The sequence below is a fragment of the Rhizobium sp. BK176 genome (assembly GCF_024808055.1).
The window spans coordinates 1,013,621-1,027,377 of the sequence record NZ_JANUBV010000001.1 but is presented as its reverse complement, the minus strand read 5'-3'; the positions used below and the strand labels follow the sequence as shown (position 1 = coordinate 1,027,377).

General features: G+C 58.7%; 17 protein-coding genes and 5 tRNA genes. 12 read left to right on the top strand and 10 right to left on the bottom strand.

The features are described 5' to 3' along the window. Nucleotides 1-9: 9 nt before the first annotated feature. The 8 genes from FHT76_RS05680 to FHT76_RS05645 all read right to left on the bottom strand — a co-directional run bounded on the left by FHT76_RS05680 (nucleotide 10) and on the right by FHT76_RS05645 (nucleotide 5,641). Nucleotides 10-510, bottom strand: a complete 501-nt coding sequence (locus FHT76_RS05680) for a hypothetical protein (RefSeq protein WP_259184790.1) — start codon at nucleotides 508-510, stop codon at nucleotides 10-12. Between the two features lie 46 nt (nucleotides 511-556). After that, nucleotides 557-868, bottom strand: coding sequence for a hypothetical protein (locus FHT76_RS05675; RefSeq protein ID WP_259184789.1), 312 nt, complete (start codon nucleotides 866-868; stop codon nucleotides 557-559). Between the two features lie 118 nt (nucleotides 869-986). Continuing rightward, nucleotides 987-2,669: a hypothetical protein gene (locus FHT76_RS05670; protein ID WP_259184788.1), complete on the bottom strand. Its 1,683-nt coding sequence runs from the start codon at nucleotides 2,667-2,669 to the stop codon at nucleotides 987-989. A gap of 227 nt (nucleotides 2,670-2,896) precedes the next feature. Continuing rightward, complete coding sequence (locus FHT76_RS05665) at nucleotides 2,897-3,190, bottom strand: hypothetical protein (RefSeq protein WP_259184787.1); 294 nt, start codon at nucleotides 3,188-3,190, stop codon at nucleotides 2,897-2,899. Next, a complete protein-coding gene (locus FHT76_RS05660; RefSeq protein ID WP_259184786.1) occupies nucleotides 3,187-3,714 on the bottom strand; it encodes a hypothetical protein in 528 nt (175 codons plus the stop codon). Before FHT76_RS05660 ends, FHT76_RS05665 begins: the two co-directional genes overlap by 4 nt. 76 nt (nucleotides 3,715-3,790) lie before the next feature. Then, entirely contained in the window at nucleotides 3,791-4,141 is a 351-nt protein-coding gene (locus FHT76_RS05655; protein ID WP_259184785.1) for a hypothetical protein, read from the bottom strand. A gap of 16 nt (nucleotides 4,142-4,157) precedes the next feature. Next, entirely contained in the window at nucleotides 4,158-4,430 is a 273-nt protein-coding gene (locus FHT76_RS05650) for a hypothetical protein (protein WP_259184783.1), read from the bottom strand. Next, nucleotides 4,427-5,641, bottom strand: a complete 1,215-nt coding sequence (locus tag FHT76_RS05645) for a CCA tRNA nucleotidyltransferase (protein ID WP_259184782.1) — start codon at nucleotides 5,639-5,641, stop codon at nucleotides 4,427-4,429. Before FHT76_RS05645 ends, FHT76_RS05650 begins: the two co-directional genes overlap by 4 nt. 325 nt (nucleotides 5,642-5,966) lie before the next feature. Between FHT76_RS05645 and FHT76_RS05640 the strand changes: the two genes are divergently transcribed. Then, entirely contained in the window at nucleotides 5,967-6,092 is a 126-nt protein-coding gene (locus FHT76_RS05640; protein ID WP_259184780.1) for a hypothetical protein, read from the top strand. Here FHT76_RS05640 and FHT76_RS05635 read toward each other — a convergent pair. After that, the gene (locus FHT76_RS05635) at nucleotides 6,089-6,250 is read right to left on the bottom strand and encodes a hypothetical protein (RefSeq protein ID WP_259184778.1); all 162 of its coding nucleotides are present in this window, start codon (nucleotides 6,248-6,250) and stop codon (nucleotides 6,089-6,091) included. The genes FHT76_RS05640 and FHT76_RS05635 overlap by 4 nt on opposite strands. Between FHT76_RS05635 and FHT76_RS05630 the strand changes: the two genes are divergently transcribed. The 6 genes from FHT76_RS05630 to FHT76_RS05605 all read left to right on the top strand — a co-directional run bounded on the left by FHT76_RS05630 (nucleotide 6,251) and on the right by FHT76_RS05605 (nucleotide 7,408). Continuing rightward, a tRNA-Glu gene (locus tag FHT76_RS05630) sits at nucleotides 6,251-6,325 on the top strand. Between the two features lie 5 nt (nucleotides 6,326-6,330). Further along, nucleotides 6,331-6,405 (top strand) — tRNA-Asn (locus tag FHT76_RS05625). Between the two features lie 47 nt (nucleotides 6,406-6,452). Continuing rightward, nucleotides 6,453-6,529 (top strand) — tRNA-Asp (locus tag FHT76_RS05620). 18 nt (nucleotides 6,530-6,547) lie between these two features. After that, nucleotides 6,548-6,622, top strand: a tRNA-Glu gene (locus tag FHT76_RS05615). A gap of 26 nt (nucleotides 6,623-6,648) precedes the next feature. Then, nucleotides 6,649-6,724: transfer RNA gene (locus tag FHT76_RS05610), tRNA-Asp, on the top strand. A gap of 93 nt (nucleotides 6,725-6,817) precedes the next feature. Beyond that, on the top strand, nucleotides 6,818-7,408 hold the full coding sequence (locus FHT76_RS05605; protein ID WP_259184777.1) for a hypothetical protein: 591 nt from the start codon (nucleotides 6,818-6,820) through the stop codon (nucleotides 7,406-7,408). Nucleotides 7,409-7,451: 43 nt separating this feature from the next. Here FHT76_RS05605 and FHT76_RS05600 read toward each other — a convergent pair whose 3' ends face one another. After that, nucleotides 7,452-7,724: a hypothetical protein gene (locus FHT76_RS05600; RefSeq protein WP_259184776.1), complete on the bottom strand. Its 273-nt coding sequence runs from the start codon at nucleotides 7,722-7,724 to the stop codon at nucleotides 7,452-7,454. A gap of 49 nt (nucleotides 7,725-7,773) precedes the next feature. On the opposite strand from FHT76_RS05600, the gene FHT76_RS05595 reads away from it, so the two are divergent. From FHT76_RS05595 to FHT76_RS05575, 5 genes are all read left to right on the top strand, one after another. Next, the gene (locus FHT76_RS05595; protein WP_259184775.1) at nucleotides 7,774-10,068 is read left to right on the top strand and encodes a DotA/TraY family protein; all 2,295 of its coding nucleotides are present in this window, start codon (nucleotides 7,774-7,776) and stop codon (nucleotides 10,066-10,068) included. 141 nt (nucleotides 10,069-10,209) lie between these two features. Beyond that, nucleotides 10,210-10,512, top strand: coding sequence for a hypothetical protein (locus FHT76_RS05590; protein WP_259184774.1), 303 nt, complete (start codon nucleotides 10,210-10,212; stop codon nucleotides 10,510-10,512). A gap of 4 nt (nucleotides 10,513-10,516) precedes the next feature. Continuing rightward, the gene (locus FHT76_RS05585; protein WP_259184773.1) at nucleotides 10,517-12,487 is read left to right on the top strand and encodes an AAA family ATPase; all 1,971 of its coding nucleotides are present in this window, start codon (nucleotides 10,517-10,519) and stop codon (nucleotides 12,485-12,487) included. Continuing rightward, the gene (locus tag FHT76_RS05580; protein ID WP_259184772.1) at nucleotides 12,480-13,508 is read left to right on the top strand and encodes a metallophosphoesterase; all 1,029 of its coding nucleotides are present in this window, start codon (nucleotides 12,480-12,482) and stop codon (nucleotides 13,506-13,508) included. The genes FHT76_RS05585 and FHT76_RS05580 overlap by 8 nt, the downstream gene beginning before the upstream one ends. After that, nucleotides 13,505-13,756, top strand: a complete 252-nt coding sequence (locus FHT76_RS05575) for a hypothetical protein (protein ID WP_259184771.1) — start codon at nucleotides 13,505-13,507, stop codon at nucleotides 13,754-13,756. The genes FHT76_RS05580 and FHT76_RS05575 overlap by 4 nt, the downstream gene beginning before the upstream one ends. Nucleotide 13,757 lies beyond the last annotated feature (1 nt).

Genomic DNA, 13,757 nt, shown 5'->3' with positions numbered 1-13,757 from the left:
CGCTCCGCATCATAGCGACCTGACGTACTTCACGAGTTCTAGCGCGTCTTTGAGGACCAGAAGGTCCGTCGTGTCGTCATCAAAACGATCATAAGGCCAAACAACGATCCGACTGACGAGCTTCTTTCCCTTCAGCATCTGCGCAATCAGCCCGCCCCCGAAGCAGCCGTCTTCACGCGTCTCGACCGCCTTGTTCTTGTCCACCCTCAGGAAAGCCGTCCGACCCGGGAAATCATGGCCAGGAAGACAGATTTCGGTCGGCCGATCTGTCGTACCGAAGCTGACTACGACCCGTTCGAAGACATCGTGCGTTCCACAGTTCTTGTCGTCGTTTATCGGATCGATCTTGCAGCTGACGACCCAGATAACGCCATCCTTCGCGACGGTGGCGCTCTTGTCGGGCATAATCCTGTATTCGGCCCCGCTCGGCGTGGTCCCTGTGCGGATGCCCATTTCGACGGGGTGTTCGTTCGGGTACCACCCGCCTGCCGCCGCACCGTGAGCGGCCAAGAGGAGGCATCCGAGAAGGGGAAGGGGTTTGATCACAGCCGAGACCTCAGAGGCTGCATTCGGCGAGGCTGGAGCCGTTGGCGGGCGAAACGATTCTAAGTGTCCAGCCTGGCTCGAAATGGGCTCCGACCTGATGCATCTGGCTGACGGCTCCAGAGCAGAAGGTCCGCGCCTCGCTTGCGACCATGTTGATTGTCATCGTTACGGTATGGCTGGTGCTGGAAACGGTGCAGATCGCTGGAAGGCCCGTGTTCTCCATAGCGGAACACATGCGGTAGGCGTGGTCTGTGCTTTGATCGGCGAACGCCGCAGCCGGAAGGGAAATGGCGGCAGCAAGAAATAGAGAAATGACCTTCAAGAAAACCCCCAGAAGAGAACACGTGTCTTCTGAGGGTTATGCAGAATTCCGCGAGGGTTTGCCAACTCCAATTTCGGCGAGTTGTACCGAAATTCCCGGAAAAGTCAGAGGTTTACCATCAGTCCACCGTCGGGCGAGCCATCGGCACCGGGATGTTGCTTGCCGAAGCGGTCTCCAACTCCATTTCAGGCTTGCCTTCCGGAACGGGTATGACGGAGGCGGTTTCCTCGTTTGAGACCGCAGGAGCGATCGACGCCAGCGCAAGCTCAGAATGACGCGGCGCAGGCAGGTAGCTGCCTATGATCTGCCAAGGACCGTTGGCCGCCATGGTGTCGCCTATGAGGAACAGGCCGGGCTGAAGGCTTATGGCACCCGTTACGACACGGCCGTAGACACCCGCGTCCCACTTCGCAAGAACGTTGTCGAGTTCGGTCGGGATCGCAGGGCGCATGCCTATGATCGCCAGAACGAGGGCGGCGGCTGCGAATACGTGACGGGAAGGCTTGGACGCCAGTATCTTCGAACGGAGTGCCGTGCCGAATATCAGCATGAGGTAGCCCGAAAACTTGTGTATGTGGAACAGAGCGCCTGTCAGCGACAGCAGCAGTGCGGTCGTCGGGAGCGTCGCCGCCTTGAAAGCTGCCTCACCCGTTTCGCGGCTGGCGTTCGACGTGAACCCACGAGCGTACATGCCAGCCGTTTCGGCGATCTGCGCCGTGGCCTTCTGGACAAGTGCGGGGTAGACGCCGTCGCGGAAATCGGCGGTCTTGATGTCGGGAGTGACTATGATCCCCGGTGCTATCTTCATGTTCAGGCGGTCGCGAACGAGGCGCTGGACGGCAGGATCGGCGTAAAAGGTCGCGGCATCAGCGCCCGGAAGCAGCTTCGACCCCTTGCCGATATTGTTGTCTATGCCCTTGGCGAACGCGGTCGCGGCTTCGCGTATGATCTTCTTGCCGACCATGGTCTTGAAGGTCGCCTTGTCGTCGAGACGATAGCCGGACGATACCTGAAGGCCGTCTTCCCGCATCTTGCGTATGACCCGCGCGTGATAGTCGGTGCCAGGACGGGGTATGGAGGTGCCGAAGTGCGAGCGAAGCTCACGGCGGAAGTCGTCCCACTCGTATTCGGCCATGTTGTCGCGGTCACGGACGGTGCCGAGGTACTGGCGGGACGCCTGGTCGAACTCCTTGTAGGCTGAGGCCATCTGCGTTTCCAGATCGGCGGCAAAGGCGTCGCGGGCCGCATCGACATCGCCGAGCGAGCGTATGGCCTCGCGACGAGCCAGCTCGTCGATGGACTTCCCGCTCATCGATACGAGGGTCTCGGAAGGAAGAAGGGCAGGCAGGCCCGATACTGCCGCCAGCCAGCTCGGAGAAAGCGACGGAGATATGCCGTTCAAGCCGTCCTCGGCGATTGAACGCTTGGCGAGGTTGGATATGAACGCTTCCTTACGCGCCTCGCCGCTCGAGAACATGCCGCGGACCTCGCCGTAGAAATGAAGGCCGACGAAGGTGAGCGCGACAATCGGGAGGGCGCGGAATATGGCAGCGCGCGCGGAGGCGGCGAACGTGAAGCCCCAACGATGGTAGCGAGGGAAAGTGCGTATGCCGACGTAGGCGAGCGCGATGGCGATGCCGGTCAGGAGACGGCCGAACTTCTCGACGGTGTCGATGTCGGCCTGCGTCGCGGAGCCGCCGAGGACACGGACAAGGTAGATCGAGAAGGGTATTTCGACGGTGAGGTACAGGCCGGTAACTACCAGCATCACCATCATGTATTTCGGCACGTTGAGCGTCATATACCGTCCTCGCATCATCTTCCCTCTGCGCGTATCGGGCACGCGCGTAAAGGGCAAGGCCTTCGATGATAAAAACGAAGACCCCAAGCGATTTTCGCCGCGCGTCCCTAAGCAAGCGTTAACGGGTTAATTAATGACTTCGGGAGATCGTCACGGGATTGGCAAGACGAGACGCCAACCTTGCAATCGCGGAGTTGGATTCCGAATTTGCGAGCTTGCGGATGCGGTTAGAGGTTGTCGGCCTGGCAAAAGCTGACGCTGGCGGGATTGAACCGCGGAACAGGGACCGACTTGGGCTGGTATCGAGACGGCGAGGATACCTCTCGAGCGCCGATAACCTCGTATGCGGGGCGAGGACGGTCAGGTGTCACGGCGATGCCCGGAGGGGGAGCCATTTCCACCTTTGTGACGCCGCCGACAGGAATGGGCGCGATAGGCGCGATCTTCTGAAGGGTGAGATCGACAGCCCCGGCCAACGTCGGCAGAGTGCAAATCGCCATTGCTACCAAGAGAGTCCTCATGCGCGGATAATTCCCTGTTGCTCGAGGTCGTCGACGACCGCCTGGAGGTGCATGACCCCGTGAATGGCGACACCGTCAGGAGGGTGGGTCTCGCGCTTGGCCTCGAAGGAGGCGAAGGCTTCCTGCGCCGTCACGCCCATGCCGCCGATCAATGGGCCGACGCTCTTGATGGCGTATTCGCGGCGGACACCAGCGGCCGAAAAGACCATGTCGGTCCATTCCGTGTCCCGTTCGGCGGAATCGCAATAAACGGTCTCCCCGCGAAGTCGATCGTTGAGGATGCGGGCGACCTGTCGGACATCCTTTCCGTGGCGGCGCAGGTAGTGGAGCGACATCCCGTGGATCGACTGGGCGACTTCGTCCCATCTGTCCTCTCGCCACGTATCTGCCGGCTTGATGAGGACAGAAAATGTGGAGCCGTGCATGGACCAGCCGATGTTGACGGGAAAGGCCCCGCGCATAAGGCCGCTCGCCTCGACGTCATAGAATGAATATCGGCTGGAGATGCGGTTCTTGCTGCTCATGTGACTGGCTCCTGACAACATCAATTAGGCGGCTGGAGCCAAGACATGTCAACGGAGCGACCGTGAAAATGGCTGACTACGCGTGCAGATGCTCGGTCTTGTCGCGGACATCGAGGATGTAGTCGATCTCAGCTTCGGTACGACCGCAGAGTTCCTCGACATCACTGAATGACGCGCCTTCGAAAACGTCGTGAAAGGCGTTCACGAAATCCTGGACCTTGATGTCCGGCGCGAGCTGCTGCTCCAACAAATCGCCGTCCCCAGCTAGGGAGGAGATAGACCGTCTAAGCTTTGCCTTCACGTCCTCGGCAGCCTCGATCAGAGACGCGCTCTTGACGCGGCCTGACCAAAAATCGACTGCGACGAGATGGCGGGCGTATTCCTCGGCCAGCTCCATGAAAGCTTCGACCTGCTTTTCGTTTGCCAATTCCTTGACCTCCAATCTACTTGAGCACTTGTCTTTGCGCCGGCGCGTTAACGTCGTCGCCTTCGAGGCTCGCATAAAGCCTGCCGATAGCACCGAGGTCGGTCGTCGGATCGTTGGGAACGCACCACTGAATGAAGTCCAGTAGCGGGATGCGTTCGTCGAGCTTCACCGGGTAGCTGTTTTCCGGAATGACGAAACGTGGCCTCTCGACAGGCATGGGCGGAGGCTGGAAGCGGCTGGCGTCCCGTCCGTTCGGCATTCCCTTGATCATGGAAAAATCGAATTTCACGGACGTGGTCCTCCCGCGATCGGCGCTGGTGTCGGATCGGCGAGTAGCTCGTCTGCATCAAGCGTGTAACGCGACGCCTTCCATGCGTCCTTGAGCTCTCGAAGCTTCAAACCGACCTGCTTGCCTGGCTTCATGCCGCGATCCAACAGGTCCTGCCCCTTGACTGGAAACACCGGAGGGACTGATGGGAGGCGCTCTGCCAGAAACTCGTGTCCCAGGAGATACAGAGCGGTTCTGATATCTTCGATGGGTTCGCCTTCGACCGCTCTGTCGATCCAGAAATGCGGTTCATACATCTCCGTGTCGAGACTGTCCCGTTCGGAAGCCTCCGTCCGGCGGATGTCGAGGACGATTTGGGAGAGTGCCCTCTCGGCTGTGGACAGCCTCCATCGTTCGGACACTGCCTCAAGCGCTTCGGCGTCACGAGCGAGCATGCCGAGGATCGCGGCAGGACGGTTGGCCGCGAACCTGTTCACCATAAGGGCGATCGACACGCGGGGGTCGCCGCCATCGATGGCAAGCCCGCATGAGCGCAAAATGCCACTGTAGTCCAGCTCCCTGACTGTCGGCCATGCATAGGTCGGAACCGTGATGATCCGAGACAGCTCGCTCCAGATGCGCTCGCCGGAGATGCGGGTGAGCCCGTCGCCGTGCTTCCAGACGCCCTCGGAGTAGCCCCTCGGCTCCGAGCCACCGTAGCGGGCGCGGAACCGATAGAACCGGAGAATGCGGAGGTAGTCCTCGGTGATCCGGTCATCCATGTTGCCAACAAACATCGTGCGGCCGGCGGCCAAGTCGTCCACGCCGCCAAAATAGTCGTGGACGGTCCCGTCGAGATCGGCGGACATCGCGTTGAACGTGAAGTCGCGGCGGGCGGCGTCGGTCTCGAAGTCGTTCACGAAGGCTACCGTGGCGTGGCGGCCGTCCGTTTCCACGTCGGCGCGCAGGGTGGTGATCTCGTAACCCTCGCCGTCGATGACCACCGTGACGGTTCCGTGCTGAAGACCGGTGGGAATGACGCGATAGCCGGCGGCCTCGGCGGCCTCGAGAACGACTTCAGGACGGGCGGGGGAGGCGAGGTCGATATCCTTGACGGCGTTGTTTTTGAGGGTGTCGCGCACGCACCCGCCGACAAAGCGAACGGGTTGGCCAATATCGGCAAAGAGCCGGCCGAGTTCGGCGGTGTGGCGGCAGGGTACGTCGATCTTCATCTTGGCTCCGGTGGACAGCGTCCTCATATCCTCAAACCTTTGCATTCGTTGGGGCAACTGGCAAGCGAGTTTGACTTACGCGCGCGCCTCCGGTATCTAAAGACCTGAAGAAAAGGCAAGGAACCGACAATGCGCGCATTGTTCAACATGACCGCACGCGAAGAACGTCTGGAGGACGATACCACCAGGCGGTGACCGCGCATGCGGTGGCCGCTCCTGAGGGCGGCCACTCTTTGTCTAGGACGGAAGTCCATCCAAAAGGGGTCGCTCATCGAGCGGCCCCTTTTCTTTTTCGATTAACCCCCAGACCAGAACGGAGAACGGAATGCCTGACGAAGACGATTGCGACGAAAGCGACGACGGCGACGAACACGACGCCGAGGACCCACATTGCCAGCATTTGCGAACACGCCGGGAGTGCGTGAACGACAACTCGTATTCATCAACTTAAGCCATTGAAATAATTACATAATTTGTATTTTTGTCGTTGACGCCGGAAATTGGGTGTGGCATAAATGAAATCACGATCAGGGAGGCCGAGAGCTTCCACGGTTCTTCGGAACCCGCAGTTTGATACCTGGCCAGGGCGGCCTTCCTGATCGTGCGCATGCCAGTATCGTCTATCGGTTAGGACGCTGCGTTCTCAGCGCGGAAAGAGGGGTTCGATTCCCCTTACTGGTGCCATTACGGTTCCCGTAGCTCAGCGGGAGAGCGACCGGTAGTTCACCGGTAGGTCGCAGGTTCGAAGCCTGTCGGGACCGCCAAATGGAAGCGCTGCATGCCCTTGTCGGTGACACGGTGAGGTTCGGATGGTGATGTAGCTCAGTTGGTTAGAGCGCCGGCCTGTCACGCCGGAGGTCGCGGGTTCGAGCCCCGTCATCGCCGCCATAAACGAAGACTTCATATGCACCCATCGTCTATCGGTGAGGATACCAGACTTTCACTCTGGGGAGACGGGTTCGATTCCCGTTGGGTGTACCATCAGTTTCCCGGGAGACCGGGCGAGTGGTTGCGTAGCTCAGTGATTAGAGCGTCCGACTGTCGATCGGAAGGCCGCGGGTTTGATCCCCGTCGCAATCGCCATTTTCTTCTCGCCTCAACATCAGGAAAGTCCACGACGTCTTGATTAAGACGGGAATTCGGGACACCATTGTCTTAGTATGTAAGGGATTTGCTATGCTCGGATTGTGGAAATCGAAAAAGCGCAAGGCTGAAGAAGAAAAGAACGAATTCAAAGCCATCGTTACTGAGGACCTGCTGGGCGCTTCCGACTGGAAAGAGAGCAAAATCGGCTATCTGACCGGCTTGTCCTCGATCGGTGGTATCGCCGGCAACGTCATCACGGGTGTCGCTCAGTCGTTCGGCCGTCTCGGACTCATGTTCAAGCTGCTCACTAAGGACGATAAGCTTGATGCCCTGCCGGAGGTGGAAACGCAGAACTATGACGGCAAGCTGAGGTTCCGGGCCGCGATGCAGCTCCATGGGGTCAAGGAAAGCGGCATTGGCAGGGCTCTTATCAATACCCGGAGGTCAGCGTACTTCTATGCCGCCCTTACCGTAGCTGCAGCGTCTTGGCTCGCGTTGGACCTGCTTCTAAAAGATCGCATGGCGATAACCACGCTCGTCCTTCATATCGCGCCGATCCCGGTGGGCGCGGCGTTCACGTTCAAAGCCGCGTTCACCAACTGGATGTTCAGGCATCAAAGGCTTGAATCTCCCAACGTTTTCTTAGCCTCCTTCGACTGGATACCAAAGGTTACACAATAGCAAAAAAGGCGGCTGTGAAGCCGCCTTTTAAATTTTGGCCGTCTTAAAGACGATCTATGTAGCCGTCACACCAGCCTATGTAGCTGAGGTTCTGGTCGAACCAGCGATCCCACGTGGAAGCCGCCTTATATTCCGGGCACACCCGCTGGAAGTTGCGCTCGTAGTAGGCAGCCTTCATGGAGCTGTTGTAGTCACGAGACCATAACACACCGCCTGCAACGCTGGTAACGATCGGGTTCGTTACTATGAGCGCGCCGAAGGCTATGAGCACTATGAGGGCTATGAAGCCACGTATGAGGTTCTGAGTCTGTGCCATCGGCGAAGTCCTTCCTTTGTCGTTCCTACCAGCGTATTTAAGACACGAAATGATCGATGTCAACATTTTAATTCAAGATACCGTTTGCGTCTCTCAAAGCCGCAAAACATACTTTAAGCAAAGTATCCCGGAGTCGTTAAAAATGATAGACCTGCTAGCGCTACCTGATTGCCATGACATTGCATGGGGCTGGATTCAGACGCTCTTCGGCACTAATGGCAAATGCACGAACATCGTTGGTGCGGCAGATGTAAATACGCCTTATGCCAACGCATTCGCTGTTCTGACGGCATCGCTCGCCTTCTTCGGCGGTTTGTTCATGGCCTACCATACGGTGGCAGGCATCGTCCATTCAGCTTACTCAGGAAAGGTTTTGGGTGAACGCTGGCACCAGATTTGGGCACCGCTAAGAGTGGTCTTCGGGTTCGGTCTGCTCATTCCAGTCGGCGACGGGTTCAGTTCAGTACATTATATACTGCGTGATGGCGTTGGCGTCGCGGCGATTAACCTCGCCAACAATCTTATCGGGGCCTATCTGGGGACCGCCTTAAAGGACGGCGTTTCATCGACGAACTCGAAGGTGAGTTCGTTGTCAGGTCGGGACTATGCTCAGAAGTTCTTCGAAAAGGAAGTATGTGCAGGCGTGATCGGTGCCATGCCATCAGGAATGTTTACTTGGTACCACTACAATGCCGCGAGTCCAGAAAAGCCCGCGAGCTCCTGGGTCTGGGATTCAATGACCAAGAATGGACAGATTTGGGATTACGGATCGTGCGGCAGGCTCAGCCTTGAAGCGTACGAACCTGGCGCAAACGACGGTATCTTTTCGACCGGGTCGGCTAGAGAAGCTATCGCGGAATTCAACAAGGCCCGCGCGGAGGCGACTGAAGAGCTAAGGCAGACCATTCGGGCAGAAGGATTCATGGACTATGCCGGAACCGGAAAGTTCATCAACGAAAACGGCGACTCGATCAAAGCGGGTGATGACGCTGTGATCGCTGATCTGCGCTCGAAGGCCACCGTTCCCCCGGCGATCCAAGTCAAACTTAATGAGGCCTCAGACGCATGGGATAAAAAAATAAGCCAAGCCGCCACCCAAATCTTCTTGGACCTCACGAAAGACAAGCGATCCAACTTGGTCGAGCAAGTCAAATACAGCGGCTTTATGGCTGCTGGTGCAATGGAACGTTCGCTGTCAGCTATTTCGGGTACCGTTTCGGGACTCGCGAATGATCAAATGGCATCGACATCCCCTGCTGTTGATCCGGCGACCAAAAAGAAGCTGGAATTCGCACAGTCGCTCATTACCGCATCGAAGGCGGTCGACACAAAGGACGCTGACGCTGGCGGAGCAGATGACACGTCAAATTTGATCAATTCAGCAGTGTCTTCTTTGATGCCGAAGAATATCGACAACATGTTCACTGGCAAGGCATCGGCCGACCCAATCGGGGACATGATCATGTTTGGAAACAACGTTCTAACCGCAGCGAGTTACGCATTGCTTCTGATGTGGGGTGCCAAAGCGGTCGCGGACGGGTTCGGGAACAGTCTTGCTGGCCTTTTCGGCGGAGGGGCAGCCTCGTCGATCGCAGACAGTATCTCCAGGTGGTTCTCTTGGTTCATCATGATCATGATCATCGTAGGGTTGATGCACTCGTTTGTTCTACCGCTTCTACCAATGATCATGGTCTTCACCATGGGCGTGCAGTGGCTCATCATGTTCCTTGAGGGTTCTATTGCCGCCGTGCTTTGGGCGTTTGTGTTCATTCGTATGGATGGGACGGAATTCTTCGACCAGAAGCAATCTCCAGGCGCTGGGCTGCTATTCAACTTGCTACTTCGCCCGGCTCTGGGAATGCTGGCATTCTGCGGGATGCTCCTGTTGCTTCCAGCTCTACTGAACACCCTCAACCTCGTTTGGTCTGGTGCCTTCTATATGTCGACTGGGGAACATCTTGAAGCGGGTACGACTATGGGGGTTGTCAAGAACGGTTTGGGCCTCGTCTGGCTTTGGCAGTGGCTGGCAAGCATGGTCATGTTCTGCTGGATGCAGTGGACAATGACCCTCCGCATCACTGGACTGATCCCCTCAATCGCCGACCGTGTCGGCCACTGGATGGGCATCAGCTCGACAGCAGGTTATGGAGACTCGGCGGAAACCCACCAGAACGTGGCAGCCCTTATCGCTTCCACGCAGGCACTGCACAAGATGCCCATCATGGGAGGTGGCCAGCAGCAGGGAGGTGGTCAAGGAGGACGAGGAAGTTCTCCTAAGCCGCCCGTCAAACCGACCGCCGCTCAGGGGCTTGGCAATAACGGGATGCCGAAAAAGAAGAAGTAATGAAATCGGGGCCGAAAGGCCCCGATCCCTTTTCAGTACCACGTCACCAAGGTATAATTGAAGACATCAGCGGCCTTGTGTTGACAATGAAGACTCCGCATTCTATGTGTGTTCCCACGTTAATGAAAGGTTCCGGCTGACATGAGCAACCCCACCGCCGTTCGCAAAGATTCCGAAAACCTCGCGATCATCGACCGCCTCAAGCCCAAGCACGCCGCCGAACTGAACAAGATGATCCGCCTCGACGCCGAACTCGAGCGCGGCGAACGCGACCTCGAGGAACTGCTGGCGCAGCTGGAAACCGGCTGGGGCACCCGCGACCTCGACAAGGTGCGCGACATCATCAAGCAGAACTACGCCACGAACACCGAGATCGTCGACCGTTTCGCGGAAGGCCTCCAGTCGGTCACGGACGCTCTCGCGGCCCTCGATGCCCGGGCGTAACGTCATGGACGTCTCGGCAGAACAGCGTATGCGCAGGGAACTCGACGACGCGATCCGTCGCGTGGCGCTGGCGCGCGGCGAGTTCAACGCTCTCGCGTCCCGCAAGGCGGAACTGGAATCTTCCGTCGGCTACGCCAAGGGTCGTCTGGATAAAAAGAAAGACGTCGAGCAGTTTATCGAAGACTTGCAGGCCGACATCTACCGCAAGCGCGTCGCCGATCTCGAGAAGCTGCTCTCGGCGCTGGTCTATGAGGTCATCGAGACCGCCAAGCCTATCGGCCTCGAACTGGAGATCGAGCGTGGCCTGCCTTCGCTCGACATCGTCTCCCGTATTTCGGCCGATCTCAGCGAAGACATCTTCGAAGACGAGGGCGGTGCCAAGACCAACGTCGTGGTTCTCGGCCTGCGTCTGCTGGCCATCGTCTGCTCGCGCATGCGGCGCTTCATCGTACTCGACGAGGGCGACTGCTGGATCAAGGACGACCGCGTTCCCAGTTTCTATTCCGTCATCAAGGACGCCGGACGCAAGCTCGGCATGCAGTGCTTCGCGATCTCGCACCACAACATGAACAAGTTCGCCGAAGGAATTTCGGTCGCCAGCGTATCCGGCCATCCGGAAGCCGTCGAAGGCGTGCGTATCGAGAACAACCCGAAGGCCCACAAGTGGACCGACGAAGAAGAGGGCTTCCGTTATATCCGTCTGATGAATTTCCAGGGGTATATCGACGAGACACTTCGTCTTCACCCCGGCGTCAATGCGCTGATCGGCGACAACAATATCGGCAAGAGCTGCTTCGTGCGTGCCTTGCGCGCGGTATTCTACGGGGAGTCGAGAGACACGCTGATCCGCCGCGGCGAGACGTCCTGCTCGGTCGAGATCGGTCTTCGCGAAGGCTATATCCTTCAGTGGACCCGCCATCTCAAGAAAAACCCGACGTGGCGTCTGCTTGCGCCGAACCGGGCAACCTTCTCGGATGACTACGACACCACCCCCAAGACCAAGGGCGCGGTCCCTGATTGGGTGCTCAAGGATATCGGCATCGGTCCGATCGCCGGACTCGATCCGCACATCATCAAGCAGAAGGAACCGATCTTCCTGCTGAACAAGACGGGTGCGGTTCGCGCCAACGTCCTGTCCATCGGCCAGGAGTCAGGCCACATCCGTGAAATGGTCGCGACCTACAAGAAGATGTGCGAAGAGGACAACGCCACCGTCAAGGCCGGCGAAGCGGAGATGGGGCGTATCATGCAGCGGGAGGTCCAGCTCGAGAAGGTGCTGGCGGCGGAGCCGTCGCTCGACGGCCTCAAGGCACTCGTCGCCGAGATCGAGCGCCTGCGCGCGGAGACGTCGAAGGCGGAGGGCCTGGTCGACAGCATCGGTCGGATTTCCGCTGCCAACGTGCGCCTGCGGGAGGTGTCCTCCATTCTCTCGCGGCTTCCGGGTCAGGAAGAACTCATCAAGCTTGAACGCGATGTCCGTCGCTCCTCCGAACTGGCATCCATCGTCGATCGTTTCGACCGCACCTCGAACGATCTCGTCCAGAACCGCAAGCGCCGCGACGTCCTCGAGGCCATGCCGCGCGAGCTACCGGTGCTGACGCCGAGCGACGAGCTGATCCGTGTCGGCAAGGCGATCAAGGACACGATCATCCTCAACGAGGCCATCAGGGCCAAGCTGGCGGTCCTGTCTTCGCTGCCACGCGATCTTCCCGAGCTGGAAGACGGCAGTCAGGCCGAGAAATTGCTCGCCGATATCGAACGGGTCGCCGGGATGATCGCTGAAAGCAAGCGCCGCAAGGCAGCCGCCAAGGCCGAGGCCGATCGCATCGAGGCCGAAATGCTGGAGCTGGCGAAGGAACTGGCCGAAGAACTCGGCCATGCCTGCCCGACCTGCGGCAGCCATGTCGACGACGCTTCGGTGTTCGTCCACGGCGCTCATGTCCACACCCATCACCACGAGGCCGCCCATGTCTGATGTCGCTCCGCTCGAAATGACGATGCGCGAATGCGAAGGCCTCGCCTTCATCGGCGACCCGCATGTCTGCTCGCTCAAGCCGGGATACCGCTTCGGCCGACGTACGGACGACGACTACCCGGAGACGATCCTCGGCAAGCTCAAGTTCGTCATCGACCACTGCAACGAGAACCGTCTCGTTCCGGTGTTCCTCGGCGACATGTACGACAAGCCGGCCGAGCCGAGCAAGGCGATCGAGACCCGTCTTCTGCGTCTGCTCAAGACGTGCTGGACGCAGCCGATCACCAATGTCGGCAACCACGACATCACGAACCAAATCCTGACCGACGGAGACTCCCTCAAGTATCTCGAGGAAGCGGGCGTTATCCGTGTCGCCGTCTATTCGGGCGCTCTGGACACCTTCGTGATCGGCGGCAAGACCGTCGCCGTCGGCGCGACGCCGTATGGGCAGGAAATTCCGACCGACGCCAAGCATTACTTCCCCAAGGCCGACACCATCATCTGGCTTACCCATCACGACCTCGCTTTCGAAGGCTCGTATCCGGGCGCTCAGGAGCTGCACGCGATCAAGGGATGCCGTCTGGCGATCAACGGCCACATGCACATCGCCAAGGAACTGCGCCCCGTTGGCGGCACAACCTGGTTCAACCCTGGAAACATCGTCAGGCAGGCGGTCGATGCCATCGAGCACGTTCCGGCCATTACCGTTCTGACCGCCGAAGGCCGCCTCAAGAAGGTCGTGATTCCGCACGAGAAGTCGGTGTTCGATTTGACGGGCAAGCTCATCGACAGCATTTCACCCGGCGAAATCCCCAAGGAAGTGTCTGGAGACGACAAGGTCGACAGCGCCTTCGTCAGCCTCCTGCAGGCGGACTCCTCTATGGAAATGGGCCAGACACAGGATGGCTCGATCCTCATGGAAGACATCCAGGCCAAATTCAAGCGCGACAACACGGACGATTTCGTGAAGAGCATCGTCCTGAACGTTCTCCAGAAATCCGTGGAACGGAAAGCGGCGTGATCCGGCGCAGCTCAAAAGAGAGACGGAAGGGTAGGGCGAAAGACGTCCGGATCGAAAGACTGGAGGAGGTCCTGCTGGAGATCGCCCTGATCGCCGATGGCCACAAGTCTTCCAGGCTCTACATCGGCGACGAAAACGCCGCACTGGTCAACGTCCGCAATATGGCGGCAATGGCGGTCGGCCTCGGCGACCGTCTGAAGGAGACGGGGACCGTGTTCCGCACCGGAACGATCAGACAAAGCGACTGAT

What these genes read in the sequence shown, in the direction of transcription:
- FHT76_RS05670 (WP_259184788.1), bottom strand. Translation starts at nt 2,669, where the DNA reads ATGACGCTCAACGTGCCGAAATACATGATGGTGATGCTGGTAGTTACC.
- FHT76_RS05665 (WP_259184787.1), bottom strand. Translation starts at nt 3,190, where the DNA reads ATGAGGACTCTCTTGGTAGCAATGGCGATTTGCACTCTGCCGACGTTG.
- FHT76_RS05660 (WP_259184786.1), bottom strand. Translation starts at nt 3,714, where the DNA reads ATGAGCAGCAAGAACCGCATCTCCAGCCGATATTCATTCTATGACGTC.
- FHT76_RS05645 (WP_259184782.1), bottom strand. Translation starts at nt 5,641, where the DNA reads ATGAAGATCGACGTACCCTGCCGCCACACCGCCGAACTCGGCCGGCTC.
- FHT76_RS05640 (WP_259184780.1), top strand. Translation starts at nt 5,967, where the DNA reads ATGCCTGACGAAGACGATTGCGACGAAAGCGACGACGGCGACGAACAC.
- FHT76_RS05635 (WP_259184778.1), bottom strand. Translation starts at nt 6,250, where the DNA reads ATGCGCACGATCAGGAAGGCCGCCCTGGCCAGGTATCAAACTGCGGGT.
- FHT76_RS05605 (WP_259184777.1), top strand. Translation starts at nt 6,818, where the DNA reads ATGCTCGGATTGTGGAAATCGAAAAAGCGCAAGGCTGAAGAAGAAAAG.
- FHT76_RS05600 (WP_259184776.1), bottom strand. Translation starts at nt 7,724, where the DNA reads ATGGCACAGACTCAGAACCTCATACGTGGCTTCATAGCCCTCATAGTG.
- FHT76_RS05595 (WP_259184775.1), top strand. Translation starts at nt 7,774, where the DNA reads ATGATCGATGTCAACATTTTAATTCAAGATACCGTTTGCGTCTCTCAA.
- FHT76_RS05590 (WP_259184774.1), top strand. Translation starts at nt 10,210, where the DNA reads ATGAGCAACCCCACCGCCGTTCGCAAAGATTCCGAAAACCTCGCGATC.
- FHT76_RS05585 (WP_259184773.1), top strand. Translation starts at nt 10,517, where the DNA reads ATGGACGTCTCGGCAGAACAGCGTATGCGCAGGGAACTCGACGACGCG.
- FHT76_RS05580 (WP_259184772.1), top strand. Translation starts at nt 12,480, where the DNA reads ATGTCTGATGTCGCTCCGCTCGAAATGACGATGCGCGAATGCGAAGGC.